Raw genomic sequence first — 24,790 nt, 5'->3', positions numbered from 1 at the left:
CATCCCGCGACTTGATCGCGGGATCCAGTAAAAATACTAATATCATTAGTATTTTTTATTGTTTTTCTGGATACCGTGGAAGCCACGGTATGACACTAAAATATCACTTTAACACACAACTCTGTTTGTTATAAGCTAGTTTCTTACAAACCCCTTTGGCTTGAATAAGACTACCATAATCACCAGCTAAGATTAAATAGAAAAATTTGCCGTCCTCATATTTAACTTTTTTGGTTGTGATAACAACATTTTTAAGAATTTTTGGGAATTTCTTTTTTATTCTTTCCCCTTCTTGCATTGCTTCTGCTTCAGATTTTACCGAACCTAGTTGTACTTTATAACTTTCATTATTTTTACAATTTTTAGCATTACTAACCTTATCCTTACTTCCTTTTTCAAGCTTTATAATATTTAAATCAGTTTCATTTTTGGCGTTATTACTTGGCTCTATTAATGCAATAAGGTTGGATATTTCATCAAAAGATTCATCGCTTTGACTTTGGTTACGAAAATCTATATTCATAGGTTTCTCAGGATCAGGAAGCAATTTTACGGTTTTAATATTTGTATCTTTAGCAATAAGATTTTCATATATCGTACTATGTACTGCTGCTATTTGGTTATTTTCTATTATAGACGGTTTTATTTTTGTAGGCAACTCATCAGGATAAATAGTAATTACCGGCTTGCTATTCTGATAATATTGATAACCAAAATAAATAGCGGATACACATATTAAAAATACTAGAAATATTTTAATAAAAATATTATTGATCATGATATATAAAATATTTGAGATGTCACCCCCGTGGCTTGACCACGAGGTCCAGTAATAAAAAATCTAAATACAGATAAAATTTTAAAACTAAAAGCTCGATTTATCTCGCTTTATGTTGGCCCCCGTGGTCAAGCCACGGGGTGACACAATGGGTTTTACCGATCTACGCGAGCAATACCTCCTCGCAATAACGATGAAAACCTAACTACATTTTGTTCATTGGTTCTACACCTATCACTTCGAGACCGCTAGCTATAACTTTCTGTATGGCACTTGCAAGAGCAAGACGTGCTAGAGTTAATTCTTTATTGCTCTCAATTACAAATCTATAATCGCTATTTTCTTTACCGAAATTCCACATAGAATGAAATTTTGAAGCTAAATTTATTAAATAAAATGCGATGCGATGTGGTTCAAAATATTTTGCAGATGCTTCTAATGTTTTTGTCCACGCAGCTAAAAGTTTTATAATCTCAATTTCTTCTTCTGACGATAATAAAGATAAATCATACTTACTTGCTTCAAAGCTATTATAAGATTCTGGCATTAATTCTCTAGCTTTTGATAAAATAGATATCGTTCTCACATGAGCATATTGTACGTAAAAGATAGGATTTTCCCTTGATTGTTCTTTCACTTTTACTAAATCAAAATCAAGCGGCTTATCATTTTGCCTTGTTAACATCATAAATCTTATAATATCTTTCCCCACCTCATGATTTACATCTTGCACACTAGCAAAGCTCCCAAGGCGTTTTGACATCTTAACCGGTACACCGTTTTCAACGAAATTGACCAATTGACAGATTTTAACGTCCACTTTAACATGCTCTTTGCCTAGAGCCTTAACTATTGCCTCAATTCTTTTAACATATCCACTATGATCGGCACCAAGTACATAAATTAAGTGATTCGCTCCCCGCTCTATTTTATCCTTAGCATATGCAAGATCGGAAGCAAAATAAGACCAACTTCTATCAGCTTTTTCTATAGGACGATCTTGACTATCACCGTACTTAGTAGATTTAAATAATTTTTGAACTCTATTATCCCATTCCTCATGAACTTTACCTTTAGGGGTAGGTAACGTACCTTCATAAATTAGCCCCATACGCTCCAGTAGTTTAACTGTTTTCTCTATCTCACCTTTATCATGCAATGATTGCTCAGAGAAAAATATATCATGTTTAATCCCTAAATCTGCTAAATCTTTTCTATTTAAATCAAGCATTTTTTCTACGGCAAAATTTTTGACTATTTTGAACTTTTCAGCATCGTTCATAGTTAATAATTTATTGCCGTATTCTTTCGCTAAAATTTGCCCGAGCGGAATTAAATACTCTCCCGGATATAACCCGGCAGGGATAGTAATTTGCTTACCTAAAGCCTCTTTATAACGTAATAATACCGTACTAACTAAATCATTTATTTGTGAGCCTGCATCATTAACATAATATTCTTTTGTAACGGAGTAACCTACCTTTTGCAAAATCCTTGCTAGCACATCACCATATACCGCACCCCTAGCATGCCCTATATGCATTGGACCGGTGGGATTTGCCGAAACATACTCGATGTTAATATTTCTGCTTTTATCTATATCAATTTCAAAAAATTTTTCTTCGTGCTGTAAAATATCTTTTATTGATGCCTGCCAACTATCAGCTTTTATAGTGAAATTAATAAAGCCCGGTCCTGCTATTTCTATACTTGCAATATAAGGTAATGTTATAAGGACTTCTTTAAACTTTAAAGCCACTTCCCGAGGAGAAATACTTTCTTTAGCTGCAATAATCATTGCAATATTACTTGATAAATCACCGTTAAAACTATCTTTCGGTGTTTCAATAGTAGCAGTATTTGCTATTTCTTGATTATTATATAATTGCTGACTTGCCGCAATTATATCTTGTTTCAATTGATTAAATATATTCATAATTATTAAATGTTATTAAAATTCAGCGAATAGACTTCTTGCAAACGTCTGCTAATAAGGAGGAATTTGAAGAAAACACGGAACGCAGCACTCACTTTAGTACGTGAGGATGCGAGTACCGGATTGACGTACAAATTACCCTTAGAAGCAAGTTATGTAGGAAGTCGAACAAAGCTGATTATATTCCTGAATGGCAAAACGGTCAGTCATCCCTGCTATATAATCAGCAACAACTCTAGCTTTACTATATGTTTCATTAGAGTCTATTAGCATTTTCCAATTAACCGGCAATAAATTAATATCATCCATATAAACTTTAAACAGACCTTGTACGATTTTAGTACATTTAAGGCTGATGGCCGTAATTTTATTACTTTTATAAACTCGCTTATTGAGAAACTTTTTAGTTTCCTTAATATTTTCATTAGTTTTTTCTGTAAAATCCACTATCTGATAATTCAAGTTACGTATTTTGTCTATATTAGTAATTTTTTCTTTATTTAAATTTTCTTTTGTTTGCCATAATAAATCGGTAATTAACTCATGTATTAGCTTACGTACTACCTCATAAATCAGACATGAGGAACTAATATTTTTAAATTTTGATTTGAGTTCAAAAACATGCTGATCAATATATTTAAGTTCAGCGAGACTATTAAAATCGATAATTTTAGCACCGATACTATCTTCCAAATCATGCGAAATATAGCTAATATCATCGGCAAGAGCTGCTATTTGAGCCTCTGCTGATGCATGAGTACTAAGTTCTAAATCATTTTGCTTATTATACTCTGCTATATATTCATTTATCTCACCTAGTATAGGACCGTTATGTTTTACGATTCCTTCTAAAACTTCCCATGTTAAATTTACTCCATTATAAGCCACATATCTTTTTTCAAGTAATGTTAGTATCTTTAAAGATTGAGCATTATGAGAAAAACCGTTATACTCTTTCATACATTCATTTAAAGCTCTCTCTCCCGCATGACCGAAAGGCGTATGACCAAGATCGTGAGCAAGTGCTATTGTCTCAGCTAAATCACTTGATAAATTTAAAGTATTAGCAACCGAACGTGCAACAGTCGAAACCTCTAGAGAATGAGTTAGCCTATTTCTGTAATGATCTCCCTCGTGATTAATAAAAACTTGAGTTTTATATTGCAAACGCCTAAATGCATTAGTATGTATAATGCGATCACGATCACGTTCAAACTCGTTTCTATAAGAGGTCGGGATTTCCTTATATAATCTTCCCCTACTTTTAAGAGGATCAGAAGCGTATGAAGCAAGCATCGTTATCCTTTATTTTGAAAGACGTTGTTGTGTGAATTTGGTTTTCCGGTTGTCATACCGTGGCTTGACCACGGTATCTAGTTAAAAAATACAAATACAGCAAGTTTTTAAAACTAAAAGCTCGATTTATCTCGCTTTACGCTGGATACCGTGGTCAAGCCACGGTATGACAAATTTGACAATTTCTAAACCACACAACAACGCCGACTTGAAAAATATCAAGATATACTATATAATTTATGAGACTTTTACAAGGTAATTTTAAGTGACGATAACAATTACGGATAGAGCTTTTGAACGGGTTTGCGAGTTAGTAGAGCTAGAAAAAGATAAGAATTTAGTATTGCGAGTTTCGGTTGATAGCGGCGGTTGCTCAGGACTTATGTATAATTACGAACTAGTCTCAAAAGATAATATAGAGCAAGATGATTATGTCATTACTAAACATAATGCTACAATTATTATTGATCCTATCTCTCAAAAATTTATACTGGATTGTACTCTTGATTTTATAGAAGAGCTAGGCAGTTCATATTTCAACGTTAATAATCCGCAAGCTAAAGCAAAATGCGGCTGCGGTAATTCTTTCTCGGTATAAATCCAAGTATTGCGAGTGGCATTGTTATTAGAGTGCCGAGGTCATTCTCGCGAAAGCAGGAATGACCTCTTACGACTTAATCTGACAGAGTTGAGTAATCAGGCAGCTTGATGGGCAATCATCAAATTGTCTGATATTCTCTCTATATTACCAATATTTTTATCTATATTACCAATATTACCAATATTTTTATCTTTAGCAATATAAAGTGAATCTGTAAAAGATTGCATTGGTGTTTTACCAAAGCAATGTTTACCGGAATGAGGTCTTGCATTATTGTAACTCACAAGCCAGTTATCTATATCTGTTTGCAATTCATCAAGTGAATTATAAAATTTTTTGCGGAATAGAATGTGATAGCACTCTTCCTGCATAGTTTTATGGAAACGCTCACAGATACCGTTGGTTTGAGGACTATATGCTTTAGTTTTGGAATGATCGATATTCTCAATGCCAAGATATAGTTGGTAAGCATGGTTTTCTGGTTTTCCACAATATTCCGTACCTCTATCAGTTAATATTCTAAGCAGAGGGATATCATGGTTTGCAAAGAATGGAATAACCTTATCATTTAAGTGGTCTGCAGCTGTAATAGCCGTCTTTTCGGTATAGAGTTTACAAATAGCTACTCCTCAATAGGTATCGACAAAAGTTTGCTGATAAATACGGCCTATGCCTTTAATATTACCAACATAGTAAGTATCTTGTGAACCAAGGTAGCCAGGGTGCATAGTTTCTATTTCACCACTAGCTTCACGTTGGTTTTTAACTTTTTCAAGAACAGCAAGTTGATTATCACTTAAAACAATACCATCATTTGCTACTTTAGTCTCTAGAGCTTTTAGACGTTTTTTGAAACTTTCTAAATCATGACGTAACCACACAGATCTAACTCCGCCACCAGAAATGATTATCCCACTTTTGCGTAATTCATTAGCAGCACGTTCCTGACCAAATGCTGGAAATTCAACAGCTATATTAACTACAGCATCCTCTATATTTGCGGGCACACGATTCTTAATGCAAGCTTTACGTCTAGTCATCTCATATAGAGCTTCCCCCCTCCCCACCTTGATCATGGAGCTCTTTGTAACGATAAAATGTATCCCTGCTATAACCCATTGCTTTGCAAGCTTGTGATACATTCCCTAATTGTTCAGCGAGTTTTAATAAACCGATTCTTGGCTTTATGATTTTTTCTTGATATGTTGTCATCTGACAGTCTCCTTTTTAGTAGGTTGTTAAAACTTGCCAGGTACTATCTTATCTTTTTTCTTCGTACCCAACAATCCTTAACTGTCAGATCAATTCTTTACTTTTACAATTAGGACGTCATTACGAGCGGACTTTGTACGTGGGGATCCCGATCGTAATTGCGAGCAGTCGTAGACTGCGTGGCAATCTCGTCAAGTATCCTGATATTGCTTCGTCAATTACTTCGTAATTTCCTCGCAATGACGAGGTGGTATCCACGTAATAATGCCTATGCAGGGAAGCATTGTAATGACGAAATTTATGATTGTTAATACTCTGCTTTCACAAAATAAAGACCGGAGGCGGGAGCAGTAGGACCGGCGGCTTTTCTATCTTTGGCTTCTAGAACATCTTTAATTTGCTCTGCCTGCCAAACATTCTTACCGACAAGCACTAAACTACCGACAATATTACGTACCATATGATGCAAAAATGACGGGGCTGAAAGATATAATTTTATTTCTTCGTCTTCTTTAATAATATTAAGTTCAGTTAAAGTTTTAATCGGTGATTTTGATTGACATGAGCTAGCTCTAAATGAAGTAAAATCATGTTTGCCTAATAGATAAGCGGCAGCTTTTTGCATAACTAGAATATCTAAAGGTGAACTAATCCACCATGCTCTATTTAAATCAATTACGGATGGATAAGGTCTATTAATAATTCTATATATATAATGACGAGAGGTAGCTGAAAACCTAGCATGAAAATTATTGGGGGCTAATTTACAATTCCATACTCCTACAGTATACGGTCTTGCAAAATAGTTGATAGCCGTAATAATTTTGTGAGGTTCTAAATATTTTGAAAGATCAAAATGTGCTACTTGACCTATAGCATGAACACCGGCATCCGTTCTTCCTGACCCAAACAATATTACCTGTTCACCGGAAAATTTATAAATCGCTTCTTCTAATATCTGCTGTACCGACATTACTCCTGCTTGCCTTTGCCAACCTGCAAGATTCGTACCTAAATATTCAATGGTGATCTTATATCGATACATAAGGGGATTGGATTTTACAATTGTCATCCCGTGGCTTGACCACAGGATCTTGTATAACAGACCGTATCCTGAGATACCGCGATCAAGTCGCGGTATGACAATATAAGTGTTATCACGCTTCTAGTAAATCCGATGGATTACCGTCACCACGCTTTCCTCCGCTTCTAAAGCTATTAAGCTTTTTGGATCTAATAGGATGTTGTAACTTTCTTAAAGCTTTTGACTCGATTTGTCTTATACGTTCTCTAGTTACTTTAAATTGCTGCCCTACTTCTTCTAATGTATGGTCAGTATTCATACCTATACCGAAACGCATTCTAAGCACTCTTTCTTCACGAGGTGTAAGGGTTGCAAGTACTCTAGTGGTAACTTCTCGTAAATTTGACTGAATTGCCGCATCAATCGGTGCTACTGCATTCTTATCTTCGATAAAATCGCCTAATTGACCTCCATCACTATCATCACCTACGGGATTCTCAAGACTTATAGGTTCTTTAGCTATTTTCATGACTTTACGCACTTTATCAAGCGGCATTGAAAGACGGTTAGCAATTTCCGTTGCCGTTGGTTCGTATCCGAGTTCATTAAGCATTTGTCTTGAAATACGCAGTATCTTATTAATTGTTTCAATCATATGCACAGGAATACGTATAGTCCTTGCTTGATCTGCAATAGCTCTTGTTATAGCTTGTCTAATCCACCAAGTAGCATAGGTAGAGAATTTATAACCACGACGATATTCAAATTTATCCACCGCTTTCATAAGTCCTATATTACCTTCTTGAATTAAATCTAAAAACTGCAATCCCCTATTAGCGTATTTTTTAGCGATAGATATAACTAAACGTAAATTCGCCTCTATCATATCTTTTTTTGCTTGTAGCGTTTGTCTCTCACTTTTTTGTATAGTATTCACTAGTTTTTTAAAATCATTAACTAAAAGACCAGTATTAGATTCTATAACCGATAATTCGGCAATCATTTGATCTATATAATCTGATTCTTTAGTAATTAACTCTTTCCAAACGACTTTTTTATTTTTCAGCATTTTTTCTTTCCATGCTGCATTGATAACCGATCCTATATATTCATCGAGGAAATTTTGGCGAGTTACTCCGTATTTTTCAGCAAGTTTTAAAAAGGTTGTTTCTTTATTAATTAAATCACGATTTATTCCATACATCTTACCTAAAATTTCTTCTGTTCTTTTAGAATTAAAATGTATTTCCGAAACTTCATTTATTAATAATTCCAAATTATTATTATATTTTTTGCTATTTTGTAAAACTTTCGGCTCAAAAGATTTCTCATAACATTTTTTAGCTTCAATGAGTAGTTCTTCGCAGATAAAAGAAATCTTCTTCATACGCTCTATGATATTAGGTAATATCTGCGTTTCTACTCTAGACATAGATAAGTGATTATCCTCATGCTCTTCTCCTTCGGTATCACTACTATGTTCTTCATCATTTTCGGGTGTTTCGTCATGTAACATGTTAGCTTCTAAATCTATCAAATCACGTAGTAACATTTTTTCATTAACTAAATCTTCATACCATACTATAAAACAACGCATAGCAATAGGGCTTCTACATAAGGAAGCAGTCATTGTTTTACGTCCTTCCTCAATCCTTTTTGCTATTTCTACTTCATTTTCACGAGTTAAAAGATCGACTCCCCCCATATCCTTAAGATATAATCTTACAGGATCATCGGTAGTACCTATATTTTCTTCTTCTACCTCATCCTCAGGTTCATTATCAACATTGATAGATAGCTTAAATTCTTCATCCATTCCGATATCAAGCTTAATTTCATCATCTTCGTTAGATTCTAAAATATCTACTCCCGCATCGGAAAATTTTAATATAGCTTCCTCTAATTGTCTTATTGAAGGATTTTTATTAAGAGGAAGAGCTTTGTTTATATCATCATAAGTGACCGGTATCTTTTTAGATTTAGCTTTTTTAAGTAAACTATCTATTTTATCTAGATCATTGTCTATATTGCTATTGCTCATTAAATACCTATATGCTTTTTTCTTTTAAAAGAAGTTTGAAATAATTAAGTTATCGTGTGATTAATAAAAGATTCGTTTAAAACTTGAAGTTCATTTGCAATCTTCAGAATTTCTTTTTTATATAATAAAACTTTTTCAAAGTCGTGATTGTCTGTACTGTTTATGGTAATAGCGTATTCTTGTTGTAAATTTATTAGATAATATTTCTTATGTAGCCACTGCCATAATAAATCCAGTCTGATATTATTTTTATTAAATGAGATATCTAAAAACAAATTATCCGTTTTTGATAATAATAAAAAAATATCAAAAAAGCTAGTTTTTTCCACAATTGCAGTAATTTCACTTGCTTCTACGTTATTATCTATAATCTCGTTTAAATACCAATTACGGAATTCTTCAAGCGATTTATTATTAAAATTTAAATTTAAGATGAAATCTTTAATATCTTTTTCTTCAAGTATTATAGGAAATTTAACCAACAAAGCACAAAAAGCATGTTCTAACATCTCAAGCTCTGAATAGCTGTGACTTGAAACTATAGGAGCCAAATTTGAGCTTTTAGTTATAACCTTCTTCTGTTTTGTGACTAAATTTTGCCATATTTGATCTTTAAAAAACCTGTAATAACTCGCTCTTAAATTACTATCCGATATTTTATTGCAGTAATCTTTTAAATTTTTCTCTAAATTAGCTTTTTCTTCCGCAGTTTTAAAACTCTTACCGCTATACTCAATATGCCAAATCATTTCTGATAGACTTATTCTTTTATCTATAAGCTTTGCAAAAAAATCAGCACCGTTTTTATTTACTGCATCATCGGGATCAAGCCCGCTTAGTAACCTAATGAAAGAAATTTTCTTTTCACTATTAATAAGCGGTAATGCTAGGTTAATAGTTCTTATGCTAGCTTTTATGCCTGCATTATCTCCGTCAAGACATAATATAATTTCATCGCCGGCACGCCATAATTTATGTAAGTGATTCTCGGTAACGCTAGTACCGAGACTCGCAACTGCTTCGCTAAAACCTGCTTGATGTAGTGCTATAACATCAAAATAACCTTCTACTAAAATCGAGTGATTTTTTTTATAGCTACTGCTTATCGCTTTATGCTCACCGTATAGAGTTTCACTTTTTTGAAATACTGTAGTTTCAGGTGAATTTAAGTATTTAGGCAGCCCCTCCCCTAGCACTCTACCGCCAAAGCCTACGATTTTATTGTAAATATTTCTAATTGGAATGGTAATACGGTTAGAAAATAAATTATATATTTCACCGTTTTCTCGCTTGCCGATTAGCCCTGCTTTACCAAGCTTTATAATATCTATATTTTTATCGTGAAAAAACTTTTCAAATTTATTATTCTTCGGTGCAAAGCCTATGGAAAATTCTTTTATTGTTGTCTCGGTAATATTTCTTCGGTGTAAATAATTTAATATTTCAGGTGTTAACTGCGTTCTAAAAAATTTATTGGCGAGTTCTAAAATATTTAGAATTTCATCGGATTCTTCATAAAATTCTTTCTGTTTCGCAGTTAATTTCGGTATCTCTATACCGTAATCGGTTGCAAGCTTTATAGCAGACTCATTATAAGATAAACCGCTAATATTAGAAGTAAATTTTATAACGTCACCGGCTGCTTTACAACCAAAACAATAGAAAAATCTCTTACTATCACTAACTGTAAAAGATGGGGTCTTTTCTTGATGGAAAGGACATAAACCTACATAGTTACCGGATTTTCTAGTTAAAGCTACTTTTTGCCGCACTACATCAGATATGTTAATACGGTTTCTTAAGAACTCATAAAATTCCGGTGTAACTCTCATATTTTATAGTATATAAGAAAGAATAGCTGTAGAAAGACAATAAGAAAGCGGTATAGATAAATTATCGTTAATTCTTAAATCTTTTGAATAAAATTCAGCTGCTGTAGCCCCTATACAACTTATAATGATAATAATAAAACTCGTATTGTACCCTAAATAGAAATACCCTAATATACTTATAAAAATTGCAGAAGCTAAGAAAGTAACAGAACCTGATACCGATTTACCGTTACTTAAGCTATTTCCTATTTTAACGCCGACAAGAGCCGCTAAACAATCTGAAATAATTAAAATCAACCACGAACAAATCACTAAATTTTTAGGGAAAAGAAGAGCAGTTAAGAAAAAACCGAGCATCATAAAGCTAATGCCACTTAAAGCAAAAGAACTGTTATTTTCTTCGAGCCTTATAACTTTTGAAAAAAATCTAGTTACAAATTCGCTAATTTTTGCATTATTATGACGTGACACATCTAAATATAATGTAATAACCGTTATTATAAATAATAATAACGTAATAGCGGTTCTTGGAATAAATAAATAAAGCAGCGGAAATATTATAGCCGATAGGTGGAAAATTTTACGCTTTTTCTCAAAGTCAAAATCTTTAATTTCCATAGAATCATTAATATGTTTTTAGATATGTGAAAAACAATGCCTACGTCATTGCGAGAAAGTATTGTTGCGTGGACCTAGTTCTCGTTGTCATCCCGCGACTTGATCGCGGGATCCAGTAAAAAATACTAAAATTATTTAGTTTTAAATTATATTTCTGGACCCCGTGATTAAGTCACGGGGTGACACAGTGGGTTTCACCAATCCACACAACAATGCCCACTCGCAATGACGATATTTAGGCAATGCCAAATAATTAAAAAGGCTTATTTGACAAATTTAACTATTACAAATATACTTACTGAAATCTATATTATTGAAAATAGTATACTAAAATTACTAAATCTATACAATATAATTATGAATACAAAATTTCCTATCACAGCTAAAGGTTTTGAAAAATTAGAACACGAGCTTAAACATTTAAAACATGTAGAGCGTAAAAAAATTAGTGAAGATATAGCCGAAGCACGAGAACACGGCGATTTATCCGAGAATGCGGAATATGAAGCAGCACGTGAGAAACAAGCATTTATAGAAGGGCGTATTAAAGAGCTTGAAGATATGACGGCAAGAGCGGAAATTATTGATATTGGCAAATTATCGGGAGATAACATAAAATTCGGGGCTACGGTTACTTTGATCGACGACGATACTGAAGAAGAAGTAACATATATTATTGTAGGAGAATATGAAGCCGATATAACTAGAAAAAGAGTTTCAATCGCTTCTCCTATAGCAAAAGCTTTGATTGGAAAATCGGTAGGTGATTTTGTAGAAGTTACAACACCGAAAGGGTCGAAATCATACGAAGTAGTTACAGTTGAATATAAAGAAGTAGAACTTTAATTTGATTTTTTTGCCTAATAACTATAGATATTGAAAATTTTGACGAAGCAATCTCGGGAGGCTTGACAAGGTTGACACGTCGCTTCGCTCCTCGCAAAGCATTGTTGCGTGGATCAATTTCACCTCTGTCACCCCCGTGACTTGACCACGGGGGTGACAGAGGTGAAATTGATCCACGCAACAATGCCCACTTGCAATGACGACGTGAGTATAACAATAGTTATTTCTTTTTAAACATCTCGAGCATTCTTTTTGTTACTATAAATCCGCCAAAGATATTTATAGAAGCCAGCAGCGTTGCAAAATACCCCAGTAGACCGGAAAACCCAAAAGCAGAGCTACTTGCGGCAATCATAGAACTAAGAACTATAATACCTGAAATAGCGTTAGTAATAGACATAAGCGGAGTATGGAGTGCAGGCGTTACTTTCCACACAACATAATAGCCCACAAAAGAAGCTAATACAAAAATAGTTATAGCAAATACTAGCGGGTCTATAGTACTTGTGTTTGTTTGCCAACTAGTATCTATTACCAAATCTTTTAATTTGTCTGATAATTCTTGGGTATTATGGGCAATTTCAGCTGCCTGTTTAGCCATTATTGGTAATTGATTCATATTTCTCTCTTATTATGTCATTCCTGCTTTCGCACATGGGTGTCAACTTAAGGATCGATGTCATTCCCGCATAGGTATTGTTGCGTGGATATTGAAGGTCGTAATAGACTGCGTGGCAATCCAGTAAAAAATTCTGTAAATCAGAATTTTTTACTGGATTGCTTCGTCAATTGCTATGCAATTTCCTCGCAATGACGACCTTCAATATCCACGCAACAATACCTATGCGGGAATGACATTAATTTTCTCACTCACAATTTTTCCGTCTTTAGTAATCAACATATCACGTACTAACTCATCATCCATATTAAACTTACCGTCTTGCAATGCATAGGTTAGAAAATTATACAAATTCTTAGCATATAATTTTGAGCTGTCGGTAGCAATTTTAGTAGCAAGATTTGAGAAGCCTATTATGGTAACTCCATGCTTAGTAACGATCTTATCCGGTTCTGACCCTTCCACATTTCCTCCTGTAGAGGTTGCTATATCAACAATCACTGAGCCATGCTTCATAAATTCTAGCATTTTTTCCGTAACAAGCAGAGGTGCTTTTTTTCTGGGAATTTGTGCAGTAGTAATAACTATATCATATCCTTTAATAATTTTTGCTAAAAACTCTTCTTGTTTAGCTTTGTAATCTTCTGAACTCTCGTGAGCATAGCCTGATTTATCTTGTAAATCTTCCTGTAGTTCCGGTGATACAAATTTAGCTCCTAAGCTTTCCACCTGGTCTTTGGTAGCAGCTCTTACATCATATCCTGCAACAATGCTACCAAGTCTTTTTGCCGTTGCAATAGCTTGAAGACCGGCAACACCGATACCAAGTACCAAAGTTTTACATGGTGAAATCGTCCCTGCTGCCGTCATCATCATAGGAAAAGCCCTTGTGTAATGATAGCTTGCTTCAATTACCGCTCTATAACCAACTAAATTACTTTGAGAAGATAAAGCGTCCATATTTTGAGCTTTAGTAATTCTCGGCACAAACTCCATAGCAAAAGTCGTAAGATTTTTTTTAGCTGCCGCTTTTATATATTCATGATTTAAATAAGGCGACAATAATCCTACAATAATTGCTCCTTTTTTTGCAAATTCAAGCTCGCTATATTTATCCGTAACGGATGAAGGTTGCACCTTTAATATAATATCTGCATCAGAAATAATTTCGAGTGGTACCGAAGATATTTTAGCACCTAGAGCGACATATTCTTCATCAAGAAAACCGGCATGAAGCCCTATATCTTTTTCTACCGTAACCGCATAGCCTTTTTTGACTAGCAATCCTGCTACTTCAGGCGTTATAGCGGCTCGTGTCTCATGCTTGGCTTTTTCTTTTAAAGCAACGATTTTCATAAATACTAATTATATTTTGCATTAACTGAATACATAAGGTATTTTAAACATAATTTAAAATATAAAACAACGAAAATGAAAAAAATATTTTTTCTAATCATTACTTATCTTTTTGTGAATTCAAACTTAGCATTTGGGGCAGGTGATAAAACAGCTATTTCGGAGCTAAAAACCTATCTACGTACTATAAAGTCGGTTGTGATAGATTTTACTCAAGAAGATTCGTACGGTAAAATAGTTAAAGGAAAATTACTAATCCACAAACCTTATAATTTTAGATGTAATTATTATCCACCTTTCCCTTTAGTCATAATAGGTACTAAAAATTTCGTATCGATGTATGATTATGATATGGAACAAGTAAGCCGTATTAATAGAAGCAAAAATACATTTAATTTTTTATTAGAAGATAATGAGCATTTTGACAAGGATTTTGTTTTTGAATCGGTAGTTAATGAAGGGAATATTTCTAAAATTACTATCTATCATACTCTAACAGAAAAACGTAGTGAAATTACTTTTAATACAGCTACTAAACAAATTGAAGCATTAAAAATATTTGAAGATAACAATATAGTTACTATTACTTTTGATAAAGTAGCTAAAGTACAAAAATTTTCCGATGATTTGTTTAAATTAAAAAACCCTGAAATATTCGGTCCGCCTGAAAGATTAACAAAATCGGAAATAGAAAAAAAATATATTGTTTCTTGAAAATAAACAGGTTATGTTAATTACGCTAGTAGTGGGCATTGTACCTGTTTAGTCGGTCAGGTCTGAAAGGAAGCAGCCGGAGTGGGATTCGGTGGGTCATTACTAGCATTTACTTCGATTCACTGTCATACCGTGGCTTGACCACGGTATCCAGTAAAAATACTAAAATTACTACTATTATAAGTTATTTTTTTGGATCCCGCGATCAAGTCGCGGGATGACAACGGTGAAATTGATCCACGCAACGATGCCTGAAGAGGTATGACATAAAAAGTCTTATAACAATCGTGACCGATATAAATTCATCTAATCAGTATATTCCTTTTGCAAGGAAATATCGTCCTAGTAACTTTGCCGAGCTTCAGGGCCAAGAGGTATTAGTCAAAGTTTTAAGCTATACTATTTTAAACGATAGGCTCGCCGGAGGCTATCTTTTAACAGGTATTAGAGGAGTCGGTAAAACTACCTCCGCCCGAATTATTGCCAAAGCCGTAAATTGTTCTGCTTTAATTACTGAAAATACGACTATTAAAACATGTGAAGAATGTACAAATTGTATCAGCTTTAATAATCATAATCACCCTGATATAATCGAAATTGATGCGGCAAGTAAAACTAGCGTAGATGACATACGTAGAATTATAGAATCCGCCGAGTATAAACCTCTACAAGGTAAACATAAAATCTTCATCATTGATGAGGTGCATATGCTCTCTAAAGGGGCATTTAATGCACTTCTTAAGACTTTGGAAGAACCGCCGCCTCATATAATATTTATTTTTGCAACGACGGAAGTACAAAAGATACCTGCAACTATTATCTCAAGATGTCAACGTTATGATTTAAGGCGGTTGAGTTTTGAAGAGATTTTTAAGCTACTTGAATATATAACTAAGAAAGAAAATTTAAAAACCGATATAGAAGCACTAAGAATTATAGCTTACAAATCGGAAGGGTCAGCACGTGATGCAGTATCTATTTTAGATCAAGCAGCTAGTATGTCGGCGAAATCTGACAATATAATTAGTCCTCAAGTAATTAATCAAATACTTGGGCTTGTCGATAGTTCGGTTATAATAGAATTTGTCGAATGTATTATCCACAGAGAGACGGAAAAAGCTATAAATTTAATAAATAAACTTTATGGTTCCTCGGTTAATCTTGAGATTTTTATAGAATCGGTAGCAGATTTTATTGCTTATCTTAATAAAGTAAAAATGTTACCTAATTATAGTTTGCCTATATATGAATCATTTAATGATAAAACTAAAAGCATATTAGATAAAACCAGCTTGCCGCACTTATCAATCTTATGGCAAATATATAATAAGGGAGTAGGGGAAATAAAAATTTCCTATAACCAACTAACAGAAACGGAAATGTTAGTTATAAAATCTATATATTCGACGTCGCTACCCTTACTTGCAGATTTCAACGGTAATAATCAAAATTTAAATCAATCAATTAATCCGGAAATAAAAAAAAAATTTGAAATTGTAGATTTTCTTGAATATCTATATAAAAATAATGAGATAGATATATATTATTTCCTGCTCAATCATACGGAACTTAAAAATCTCAGTAATAATAGATTAGAGTTCGTAAGTCTTGAAGTTACAAGCAAAATAAAAAAACAAATAGAAGATTTGTTAGCTGCTTTTACTAGTGAAAAGTTTGAGACAGTAATAATAAAAGAGCAGAACAAGCAAACCTTAAAGAATCAGTTAATCGGTAAGATTGAAGAAAGTAACGATTTTGGTTTAATTAAAAAACATTTCCCAAATATAACAATTTCGGATATTTTACTTAAAAGCTAAAAAATATATAGGATAGAATTATGGTAAATTTTAATCAGTTTTTAAAGCAAGCCCAATCAATGCAAAAGAAAATGCAAGAAGCTCAAGAGCAAATGGCAAATGCAAGATATACCGGTAAAGCCGGCGGTGGACTTGTTGAGGTTATTGCAACCGGTAAAGGCGAAGTTGAAAAGATTTCAATTGATGAATCTTTATTAAAAGCAGAAGAAAAAGAAATGCTTGAGGACTTAATTAAAGTTGCCTTTAACGATATTAAACAAAAATGTGATGAAGATTCTCAAAATTCTTTATCAGGAGCTTTAAACGGTATGAGCTTACCACCAGGCTTTAAAATGCCGTTTTAACACGGCTCTTATGTCATTCCCGCATGGTATTGTTGCATAGATCGGGAAAATCCACTGTGTCATCCCGTGGTCAAGCCACGGGGTGACAGAGGTGAAACTGCTCCACGCAACAACATCTTTAGTTGCTTAGCTCATGACGATTTGGTATCCATAAGTAAAGAATTGATCTGACAGTTAAGGATTGTTGGGTACGAAGAAAAAAGATAAGATAGTACCTGGCAAGTTTTAACAACCTACTAAAAAGGAGACTGTCAGATGACAACATATCAAGAAAAAATCATAAAGCCAAGAATCGGTTTATTAAAACTCGCTGAACAATTAGGGAATGTATCACAAGCTTGCAAAGTAATGGGTTATAGCAGGGATACATTTTATCGTTACAAAGAGCTCCATGATCAAGGTGGGGAGGGGGGAAGCTCTATATGAGATGACTAGACGTAAAGCTTGCATTAAGAATCGTGTGCCCGCAAATATAGAGGATGCTGTAGTTAATATAGCTGTTGAATTTCCAGCATTTGGTCAGGAACGTGCTGCTAATGAATTACGCAAGAGTGGGATAATCATTTCTGGTGGCGGAGTTAGATCTGTGTGGTTACGTCATGATTTAGAAAGTTTCAAAAAACGTCTAAAAGCTCTAGAGACTAAAGTAGCAAATGATGGTATTGTTTTAAGTGATAATCAACTTGCTGTTCTTGAAAAAGTTAAAAACCAACGTGAAGCTAGTGGTGAAATAGAAACTATGCACCCTGGCTACCTTGGTTCACAAGATACTTACTATGTTGGTAATATTAAAGGCATAGGCCGTATTTATCAGCAAACTTTTGTCGATACCTATTGAGGAGTAGCTATTTGTAAACTCTATACCGAAAAGACGGCTATTACAGCTGCAGACCACTTAAATGATAAGGTTATTCCATTCTTTGCAAACCATGATATCCCTCTGCTTAGAATATTAACTGATAGAGGTACGGAATATTGTGGAAAACCAGAAAACCATGCTTACCAACTATATCTTGGCATTGAGAATATCGATCATTCCAAAACTAAAGCATATAGTCCTCAAACCAACGGTATCTGTGAGCGTTTCCATAAAACTATGCAGGAAGAGTGCTATCACATTCTATTCCGCAAAAAATTTTATAATTCACTTGATGAATTGCAAACAGATATAGATAACTGGCTTGTGAGTTACAATAATGCAAGACCTCATTCCGGTAAACATTGCTTTGGTAAAACACCAATGCAATCTTTTACAGATTCACTTTATATTGCTAAAGATAAAAATATTGGTAATATTGGTAATATAGATAAAAATATTGGTAATATAGAGAGAATATCAGACAATTTGATGATTGCCCATCAAGCTGCCTGATTACTCAACTCTGTCAGATTAAGTCGTAACTTGTACACCTAAATTAGTACACTACGACACTGTTAATAAACTATATAATTTTTCATGGATGTTAGTTAGCTTACCTATATCATTCCCACCGGCTTGAGCAAGGCTTGCTTGTCCACCTCCGCCGCTGCCGCCTAAGAATAAAGAAAGTTCTTTTGCAATTATACCTGCATTGTATTTGTCTGTTATAGCTTTACTCACCGCAACCGTAATAGATAATTTACCAATCCCCTCAGCAATATATACCACTATTAAATCTTCTAATTTTTTTGTTAAATTTTCGGCAGCCTGGCGTAATATTTTATTTTCTATATTTCCTACTTTTTTGTGTAATAGTTTTATTCCTGTTATTTGTTTAGCTTGTTTTTCAATTTGTTCTATACTTAAATCTAAACTAGCTAAATGAGTTTTTTCTAACTCTTTCTCAAGTTCTCTGTTACGCTCTAAAATATTATTAACTTTGGTAATAAGCTCATTTTTATTAGTCTTTAAACTGCTTTCTACCGATTTAAGTAAATTATCTTTTTCTCTCATTAATTTAATTACGAATTCACCGCAAACTGCTTCAATTCTGCGAACCCCTGCCGCTATAGCACTTTCGCTTGTGATTTTAAAGCAACCGATGTCACCGGTACGTCTGACATGTGTACCGCCACATAATTCTAAAGAAGTCTCACCCATCTTAACTACTCTTACTTCAGAGTCGTATTTCTCGCCAAACAGTGCCATAGCTCCTTGTTTGACTGCATCTTCAGTTGCCATTAATGTAGTATTTACTTCATGATTATCTCTAATAATCTCATTTACTTTATCTTCGATTAAAGTGATTTCTTCATTAGTCACAGCTTTAGAATGGCTAATATCAAAGCGTAAATAAGTCGGAGCGACTAACGAACCTTTTTGTGTAACATGTTTACCAAGTACCTCGTGCAGTACTGCATGTAATATATGCGTTGCTGAGTGATGAATTCTTAAATTCTGCCTATATCTTATGTCTATACTAAAATTAGCATTCTCGCCTACGTTAATCTGCCCCTTTTTCAAAATACATTTGTGGACTATAATAGAGCCTAAATATTTTAAAGTATCTATTACTTCTACTTCAGAATCTTTTGCAAATATTGTCCCAATGTCACCCATCTGACCGCCGGACTCACCGTAAAAAGGTGTTTGGTTGCTGATTAGCAGAAATTGCGTATCTATCTCTTTTATATCATTAACTAAATTATTATCTTTAATTAATGCAATTATTTTACATTCTGCTTCATTAAGCGTATATCCTAAAAACTCCGTACTACCATGCTGCTCTTTGATATCAAACCATAGTTGATCGGTTTTGGACTCACCGGAGCCAAGCCAAGATTTTCTAGCAAGTTCTTTTTGCATAAGCATTTGCTCTTCAAACCCTTTGTGATCAACGGAAATATCACGGTTTTTTAGAATATCTTCGGTTAAATCAAGCGGAAATCCGTAAGTATCGTATAGTTTAAACGCTACTTCTCCTGATAATTCATTACCTTTTGTTAGCGTTTCTGTTTCTTCGGTAAGAAGCTTTAGACCACGTTCTAATGTGGCTTTAAATCTAATTTCTTCTTGTTCTAAGATACTGCTTATAAAGCTTTCTGCTCTTTTAAGTTCAGGATAAACATTCCCCATTAAATCAACAAGTTTTGGCAGTAATTTATACATTAACGGCTCTTTGCTACCTAGCATATGAGCATGCCTCATGGATCTTCGCATAATGCGGCGAAGTACGTAACTACGCCCCTCATTTGAAGGGATAACGCCGTCAGCTATTAAAAAGCTACTTGCTCGTAAGTGGTCGGCAATAACTCGGTAAGAAAATTTAGCTTCTCCCTCTACTTTCACTTTTACTATATTTTCGGTAAAATTAATTATTTCCTGAAATAAATCTATGTCATAATTATTGTTAACATGCTGTAATACTGCCGTCATACGCTCAAGACCCATACCGGTATCGATAGATTTTTGCGGTAACTCTATTCTAGTATCTTTATCGATTTGTTCATATTGCATAAATACCATATTCCAAATCTCGATAAATCTGTCACCGTCTTCATCCTTAGTGCCAGGTAGCCCGCCGTATATTTGTTCTCCGTGGTCATAAAAAATTTCAGAGCAAGGACCGCAAGGACCAGTATCGCCCATAGACCAAAAATTATTGTTTGTTTTAATCCTTATTATGCGATCATCCCCAAATCCTGCTATTTTTTTCCAGTAAGAAGCTGCTTCGTCATCGGTATGATAAATTGTTGCATAAAGCTTGTCTTTTGGGAGTTCAAATTCTTTAGTCAATAAATTCCAAGCGTAATATATGGCTCGTTCTTTAAAATAGTCACCGAATGAAAAATTACCTAGCATTTCAAAAAATGTGTGATGTCTTGCAGTATAACCGACATTCTCAAGGTCGTTATGTTTACCGCCGGCTCTAAGAGATTTCTGACTAGTTACCGCTTTGTTATAAGGTCTTTTTTCTTGTCCGGTAAAAACATTTTTAAATTGTACCATTCCGGAATTAACAAACATTAAGCTAGGGTCATTGTGTGGAATTAACGAGCTAGCCGGTACATGTGTATGATTATTTGCTTTAAAGTAAGTTATAAATTTACTTCTAACTTCTTCGGTGGTAAATTTAGTCATGGTAAAATATATTATTTAATGTTATGTCATTCCGGGGTGGATCATTTTTCGTCATTGCGAGGAAAATTACGCAGTAATTAACGAAGTAATCTCGTGCCAAAGTCCTGAGATTGCCACGCTCCTTATCAGTCGCTCGCAATGACGGTTCGGTATCCATGCAGAAATGACGTCCAGTATAGTAAAAAATACACTGAATTATGATTAAAATAAATTTATTTATGAAAAATATTTTTGATTCGATCAAATTATATTTTGTTCAATTTGCTACAAAATTAAAAATATTTTCTTTCAAAAGAAAAAAGATTGTGGTGTTACTAGGTAATAAAGGTGTATTTCTTAGTACTTTTCTCGATAATAAATTATTAGATAAATTATTTATCCCTACTCAGGAACAGATAGACTTAAATCCTTATAAAAACTTTTTTAGTAAATTTCCAAAAAGCGATATTTATTTTTTACTTGACGGCAGCGAATGTAAAACACGGCACGATCAAATACCTATATTACAGTCAATAGTTAAACTTGATCCTATTGAACAATTTATTGAGGGTTATTTTGATAAAGAAGACATTATAGCACATTGTGTTTACGAAATTACTACTATCCCAAGTGAAATTTGGTCGACTTTAATTATGTCGTGTCCATTTGAAACACCTTTAAGTGATATAATTTCATGCATTATAGATAAAAGATCGCTTGATTTAAAAGGAATTTACTTTTTAACGTTAGAGCTAAAAGTTATTATAAATAAAATAGTGCAGAATATAGAAAATGATAAATATAACGATTATTTTCAAATTTGTGTATATGCATCACAAGCTAGCGGTATAAAATTTATTATCAAACATAAAAATAATATAATAACAATTAGAAATCTTGAGTATCCATTTGATAAAACAACCGGCTATGTTCAAGGTATTATAGAACAAGAAATTAATGATTGTTTGATATTATTTAAAAACTATATAAGTAATCTTGACCAAAGAGCCTGTATAATTCTTATAGTAGATGAAGAGTTAAAATCTTTATTAGAATCAACAAATTTTGAAGATCGCCCTGTAATCTTTATACCGGTTGATAATATACTAAATAAGCAAACTCTAGAAAAAGAAAGATTTATAGATACGAATATTAGTAGGCTGTTTCTAGAATATAAGAGTTTTCCCGCTTATAATAATAATTTAAAATCAATAAAAAAACTAGTTACTATAAAGGATCTGACATTTAAATTATATAGTGCATTACTTATAATATTAATATTAGTGGTCGGTATTATCAAATATAATACAAAACAGAATTGCAAAGACATAAACTCTATTAATGAAAAATATTATGCAACAAATCAAGAATATGATAGTATAAAATATAAATATCCTTATATTAAAAATACTACTAGCCTAGCTGATTTATATGTAATAGAAAAATTACTAGAAGCACCGGTGCCACTGCCGTTTGATTTACTTAAAAGGCTAATAATTACTTTAAATCCGGCTTTTAAATTAGAAGAAATTAAATGGGAATTAACAAATATAGATGATATTTTGTTAGTTTCTAAGAGGCAATTAATAATCAAATTAATACTTAAATATCATACTAATAATCTATCGGTAGATGAATCTCTAAAGATGCTAGATGATCATATGCAAAACGTAAAAAATAAATTATCTAATTTGCAGATAGATTATGTTATATATAAGGATAAAATACTTGATATATTCGGTAAGGTAGTAATTCCTTTATCGGTTAATATAGTTGATGATAAGACATAACAACTGTGTCATTACTGCAAGGATACCAAGTCGTCATTGCGAGGAAATTACGTAAGTAATTGACGAAGCAATCTCAGGATATTTGATGAGATTGCCACGCTCCTTGCAGTCGCTCGCAATGACGAAAAAACTGCTCTACACTAATAAAATAAGGTAAGCACAAAATGTTTGAAAAATATATTATGTATTTAAAGAATCTTATATTCTTTCAATTTATTATATATTTCTTCTTTATTTCCTTAACTATCTGGATAATAAAAAATTTCCAGCAAGAATACAGTAAATCTATTCTTGATAAACAAGTTTCACAAGAAAATCTAACAGAGGAAGTTTTAAAGCTTTATTCTGTCATTAACTCTAAAGAAAAAATATTAGAATCTTACAAAAAATATGTAGATTTAAGCGTGCCAAGTAGTGTGAGTTGCTTAAATTATCAAGAACTAATTCCTAAAATAAAAAGCTTAAGCAATAAATATGATTTAGTAGAACCTATAGATGTATCTATAAATTCAGTATTTTTTAAAAATAATGTTCAGGTGATTGAAGGAGAAGGTGAATCGATTCATGTAAATAATTATAGCATAAATATAAAATATGCATGTGCAGATTTTTTGACTTTTCTAAAAATATTCTCTGAAATTTATTCTTATATGCCTCCTAATACTCTTATATCTTTTGTACGAGTACGTAATGAAAAAGTGTTAACGCCTAAGAATATCTATAAACTTTCAGTAAATCACACTCCTAATCTTATTTATGCTAAATTGATATTATATATCAGAGAATTAGCCTCAAAATAAATTACTAAAATGAATAATGCAATAGTACTTAATAACGTAAATACTAATTTATTTAAAAAAGATATTGTTAATAATTTTGTCAATAATCTTACAAAATCTACTTGCTCTACTATTGCAAATATGCTTGCTATAGATTATACGCTAAGGCTTAATTCTAAACCAGAAGCTGAAAAATATATTAATAAATGTATTTCTAGACTCAAAAATTATTTAGGTATGTGGGTTATTAACGATGATAATTTTTCCGTAGCATTAGAGTTATTTGCAATAATGATTACTTCTGAAGACGAAAATGAGCAAAATAAGAATAATATTTTAGAGCAATCACAAGATATAATAGCAGAAAATCTTGTAGAAGTTTATTTTGGAGATGAAAAAATAAATAGTACCGAAAAAGAAAAAATTAAAAATATATTTAAAATTCTTTTAAAAGAGAAGAATTTTGACAAAATAATAAATTATGTGGAATCTCACAAAAAATTATTTAAGGCTTCTATAATGTATGCAATGAAGAAATATAATAATATTGATGAAGCAACCATCTATATAAAGAAAGAATTTAATAAAATATTAGAGATGTCTTTAGCATTTACACAAAAAAGTAATATATTTAAACAAGCAACCGGAAAAATCGCCGGTGCTGTTTGTGCTTTATTAGTCGGAGCAATTAGTGTTGCGACTGCGGGAGCGGCTTTTTCTATCATAGTTGTACCGGCATCAATTTTTGCCGTCAGATATGCACCTGAACTTGGTGAAAAAATTGGAGGATTAATTTTAAATAATGATAATGCAATAAAATTAGAACAAAGCAATATAGATAAGTTTATGAAAACATTACAAAATGATAAAGAAAGTCTTCTATCTCAAGAAAAAACAAAAAACATCAAAAAAAATATTAAAGTTTCTCCTTCTCAAATAAATGCTAAATTAACTAAGAAAGTGGTTAATGAAAAACATAGATAGGGTTTTGTTGTATAAATCGATTTTTCCACTGTCACCCCGTGACTTAATCACGGGGTCCAGCTTAAAATACTAATAATTATTAGTATTTTAAATTGCTTTTCTGGATACCGTGGACAAGCCACGGTATGACAGCGAGTGCATTTTCTGAGCCATGCAACAAAGCC

General features: G+C 33.0%; 18 protein-coding genes, 1 other RNA gene and 3 pseudogenes. 11 read left to right on the top strand and 11 right to left on the bottom strand.

Going from position 1 to position 24,790, the window contains the following annotated elements; translation table 11 throughout:
- Window positions 1-103: 103 nt before the first annotated feature.
- Window positions 104-778, bottom strand: a complete 675-nt coding sequence (locus tag RMONA_RS01735) for an SPOR domain-containing protein (protein WP_023507366.1) — start codon at window positions 776-778, stop codon at window positions 104-106.
- Window positions 779-983: 205 nt separating this feature from the next.
- On the bottom strand, window positions 984-2,714 hold the full coding sequence (argS, locus tag RMONA_RS01730) for an arginine--tRNA ligase (protein ID WP_023507365.1): 1,731 nt from the start codon (window positions 2,712-2,714) through the stop codon (window positions 984-986).
- Between the two features lie 20 nt (window positions 2,715-2,734).
- On the opposite strand from argS, the pseudogene RMONA_RS11365 reads away from it, so the two are divergent.
- Window positions 2,735-2,942: pseudogene (locus RMONA_RS11365) on the top strand (palindromic element RPE1 domain-containing protein); the annotation flags it as partial.
- Here the strand turns inward: RMONA_RS11365 and RMONA_RS01725 are convergent.
- The gene (locus tag RMONA_RS01725) at window positions 2,856-4,010 is read right to left on the bottom strand and encodes a deoxyguanosinetriphosphate triphosphohydrolase (RefSeq protein WP_023507364.1); all 1,155 of its coding nucleotides are present in this window, start codon (window positions 4,008-4,010) and stop codon (window positions 2,856-2,858) included. The pseudogene RMONA_RS11365 and the gene RMONA_RS01725 overlap by 87 nt on opposite strands.
- Before the next feature lie 265 nt (window positions 4,011-4,275).
- Here RMONA_RS01725 and RMONA_RS01720 point away from each other — a divergent pair, with 265 nt between their 5' ends.
- Window positions 4,276-4,608 (top strand): HesB/IscA family protein, encoded by a 333-nt coding sequence (locus RMONA_RS01720; protein ID WP_023507363.1) that lies wholly within the window; start codon window positions 4,276-4,278, stop codon window positions 4,606-4,608.
- A 98-nt stretch (window positions 4,609-4,706) separates the two neighbouring features.
- On the opposite strand, the pseudogene RMONA_RS07835 reads toward RMONA_RS01720, so the two are convergent.
- The 5 genes and pseudogenes from RMONA_RS07835 to RMONA_RS01685 form a co-directional block, all read right to left on the bottom strand.
- Window positions 4,707-5,823: pseudogene (locus tag RMONA_RS07835) on the bottom strand (IS481 family transposase).
- 307 nt (window positions 5,824-6,130) lie between these two features.
- On the bottom strand, window positions 6,131-6,868 hold the full coding sequence (gene truA, locus RMONA_RS01700) for a tRNA pseudouridine(38-40) synthase TruA (protein ID WP_023507360.1): 738 nt from the start codon (window positions 6,866-6,868) through the stop codon (window positions 6,131-6,133).
- Window positions 6,869-6,980: 112 nt separating this feature from the next.
- A complete protein-coding gene (rpoD, locus tag RMONA_RS01695; RefSeq protein ID WP_023507359.1) occupies window positions 6,981-8,888 on the bottom strand; it encodes an RNA polymerase sigma factor RpoD in 1,908 nt (635 codons plus the stop codon).
- 44 nt (window positions 8,889-8,932) lie between these two features.
- Window positions 8,933-10,720, bottom strand: coding sequence for a DNA primase (dnaG, locus tag RMONA_RS01690; RefSeq protein WP_023507358.1), 1,788 nt, complete (start codon window positions 10,718-10,720; stop codon window positions 8,933-8,935).
- Window positions 10,721-10,723: 3 nt separating this feature from the next.
- Complete coding sequence (locus RMONA_RS01685) at window positions 10,724-11,338, bottom strand: diacylglycerol/polyprenol kinase family protein (protein WP_023507357.1); 615 nt, start codon at window positions 11,336-11,338, stop codon at window positions 10,724-10,726.
- Between the two features lie 357 nt (window positions 11,339-11,695).
- Between RMONA_RS01685 and greA the strand changes: the two genes are divergently transcribed.
- Complete coding sequence (gene greA / locus RMONA_RS01680; protein ID WP_037231004.1) at window positions 11,696-12,184, top strand: transcription elongation factor GreA; 489 nt, start codon at window positions 11,696-11,698, stop codon at window positions 12,182-12,184.
- 220 nt (window positions 12,185-12,404) lie between these two features.
- Here greA and RMONA_RS01675 read toward each other — a convergent pair whose 3' ends face one another.
- Together RMONA_RS01675 and RMONA_RS01670 are read right to left on the bottom strand one after the other, a co-directional pair.
- A complete protein-coding gene (locus RMONA_RS01675; protein WP_023507355.1) occupies window positions 12,405-12,803 on the bottom strand; it encodes an NAD(P) transhydrogenase subunit alpha part 2 in 399 nt (132 codons plus the stop codon).
- Between the two features lie 222 nt (window positions 12,804-13,025).
- Window positions 13,026-14,159, bottom strand: coding sequence for an NAD(P) transhydrogenase subunit alpha (locus RMONA_RS01670; RefSeq protein ID WP_023507354.1), 1,134 nt, complete (start codon window positions 14,157-14,159; stop codon window positions 13,026-13,028).
- Window positions 14,160-14,234: 75 nt separating this feature from the next.
- Here RMONA_RS01670 and RMONA_RS01665 point away from each other — a divergent pair, with 75 nt between their 5' ends.
- The 5 genes and pseudogenes from RMONA_RS01665 (at window position 14,235) to RMONA_RS01650 (ending at window position 18,406) form a co-directional block, all read left to right on the top strand.
- The gene (locus RMONA_RS01665) at window positions 14,235-14,873 is read left to right on the top strand and encodes an outer-membrane lipoprotein carrier protein LolA (protein WP_023507353.1); all 639 of its coding nucleotides are present in this window, start codon (window positions 14,235-14,237) and stop codon (window positions 14,871-14,873) included.
- Between the two features lie 21 nt (window positions 14,874-14,894).
- An RNA gene (gene ffs, locus RMONA_RS07830) (signal recognition particle sRNA small type) lies at window positions 14,895-14,986 on the top strand.
- A 174-nt stretch (window positions 14,987-15,160) separates the two neighbouring features.
- Window positions 15,161-16,690 (top strand): DNA polymerase III subunit gamma/tau, encoded by a 1,530-nt coding sequence (gene dnaX / locus RMONA_RS01660; protein WP_023507352.1) that lies wholly within the window; start codon window positions 15,161-15,163, stop codon window positions 16,688-16,690.
- Window positions 16,691-16,710: 20 nt separating this feature from the next.
- Window positions 16,711-17,034 (top strand): YbaB/EbfC family nucleoid-associated protein, encoded by a 324-nt coding sequence (locus tag RMONA_RS01655; protein ID WP_023507351.1) that lies wholly within the window; start codon window positions 16,711-16,713, stop codon window positions 17,032-17,034.
- A gap of 255 nt (window positions 17,035-17,289) precedes the next feature.
- Window positions 17,290-18,406 (top strand): annotated as a pseudogene (locus RMONA_RS01650) (IS481 family transposase).
- 51 nt (window positions 18,407-18,457) lie between these two features.
- Here the strand turns inward: RMONA_RS01650 and alaS are convergent.
- The gene (gene alaS / locus RMONA_RS01645; RefSeq protein ID WP_023507350.1) at window positions 18,458-21,094 is read right to left on the bottom strand and encodes an alanine--tRNA ligase; all 2,637 of its coding nucleotides are present in this window, start codon (window positions 21,092-21,094) and stop codon (window positions 18,458-18,460) included.
- Window positions 21,095-21,291: 197 nt separating this feature from the next.
- On the opposite strand from alaS, the gene RMONA_RS01640 reads away from it, so the two are divergent.
- The 3 genes from RMONA_RS01640 to RMONA_RS01630 all read left to right on the top strand — a co-directional run bounded on the left by RMONA_RS01640 (window position 21,292) and on the right by RMONA_RS01630 (window position 24,626).
- A complete protein-coding gene (locus RMONA_RS01640; protein WP_023507349.1) occupies window positions 21,292-22,863 on the top strand; it encodes a hypothetical protein in 1,572 nt (523 codons plus the stop codon).
- Window positions 22,864-23,027: 164 nt separating this feature from the next.
- Complete coding sequence (locus RMONA_RS01635) at window positions 23,028-23,663, top strand: hypothetical protein (protein ID WP_023507348.1); 636 nt, start codon at window positions 23,028-23,030, stop codon at window positions 23,661-23,663.
- A 9-nt stretch (window positions 23,664-23,672) separates the two neighbouring features.
- On the top strand, window positions 23,673-24,626 hold the full coding sequence (locus tag RMONA_RS01630) for an RP853 family protein (RefSeq protein WP_023507347.1): 954 nt from the start codon (window positions 23,673-23,675) through the stop codon (window positions 24,624-24,626).
- The last annotated feature ends 164 nt before the right edge of the window (window positions 24,627-24,790 follow it).

Source organism: Rickettsia monacensis (assembly GCF_000499665.2).
GTDB classification, from domain to species: Bacteria; Pseudomonadota; Alphaproteobacteria; order Rickettsiales; family Rickettsiaceae; genus Rickettsia; species Rickettsia tamurae.
The sequence above is the reverse complement of the archived record's forward strand: the minus strand, read 5'-3'. Positions and strand labels throughout refer to the sequence as shown.

Excerpts from the sequence above, each read along its gene's own strand:
- dnaG (WP_023507358.1), bottom strand. The coding sequence starts at position 10,720 with ATGAGAGTTACACCGGAATTTTATGAGTTCTTAAGAAACCGTATTAAC.
- truA (WP_023507360.1), bottom strand. The coding sequence starts at position 6,868 with ATGTATCGATATAAGATCACCATTGAATATTTAGGTACGAATCTTGCA.
- RMONA_RS01735 (WP_023507366.1), bottom strand. The coding sequence starts at position 778 with ATGATCAATAATATTTTTATTAAAATATTTCTAGTATTTTTAATATGT.
- greA (WP_037231004.1), top strand. The coding sequence starts at position 11,696 with ATGAATACAAAATTTCCTATCACAGCTAAAGGTTTTGAAAAATTAGAA.
- RMONA_RS01665 (WP_023507353.1), top strand. The coding sequence starts at position 14,235 with ATGAAAAAAATATTTTTTCTAATCATTACTTATCTTTTTGTGAATTCA.
- argS (WP_023507365.1), bottom strand. The coding sequence starts at position 2,714 with ATGAATATATTTAATCAATTGAAACAAGATATAATTGCGGCAAGTCAG.
- RMONA_RS01655 (WP_023507351.1), top strand. The coding sequence starts at position 16,711 with ATGGTAAATTTTAATCAGTTTTTAAAGCAAGCCCAATCAATGCAAAAG.
- RMONA_RS01685 (WP_023507357.1), bottom strand. The coding sequence starts at position 11,338 with ATGGAAATTAAAGATTTTGACTTTGAGAAAAAGCGTAAAATTTTCCAC.
- RMONA_RS01630 (WP_023507347.1), top strand. The coding sequence starts at position 23,673 with ATGAATAATGCAATAGTACTTAATAACGTAAATACTAATTTATTTAAA.
- alaS (WP_023507350.1), bottom strand. The coding sequence starts at position 21,094 with ATGACTAAATTTACCACCGAAGAAGTTAGAAGTAAATTTATAACTTAC.
- RMONA_RS01640 (WP_023507349.1), top strand. The coding sequence starts at position 21,292 with ATGATTAAAATAAATTTATTTATGAAAAATATTTTTGATTCGATCAAA.
- RMONA_RS01725 (WP_023507364.1), bottom strand. The coding sequence starts at position 4,010 with ATGCTTGCTTCATACGCTTCTGATCCTCTTAAAAGTAGGGGAAGATTA.
- RMONA_RS01635 (WP_023507348.1), top strand. The coding sequence starts at position 23,028 with ATGTTTGAAAAATATATTATGTATTTAAAGAATCTTATATTCTTTCAA.
- rpoD (WP_023507359.1), bottom strand. The coding sequence starts at position 8,888 with ATGAGCAATAGCAATATAGACAATGATCTAGATAAAATAGATAGTTTA.
- RMONA_RS01675 (WP_023507355.1), bottom strand. The coding sequence starts at position 12,803 with ATGAATCAATTACCAATAATGGCTAAACAGGCAGCTGAAATTGCCCAT.
- RMONA_RS01670 (WP_023507354.1), bottom strand. The coding sequence starts at position 14,159 with ATGAAAATCGTTGCTTTAAAAGAAAAAGCCAAGCATGAGACACGAGCC.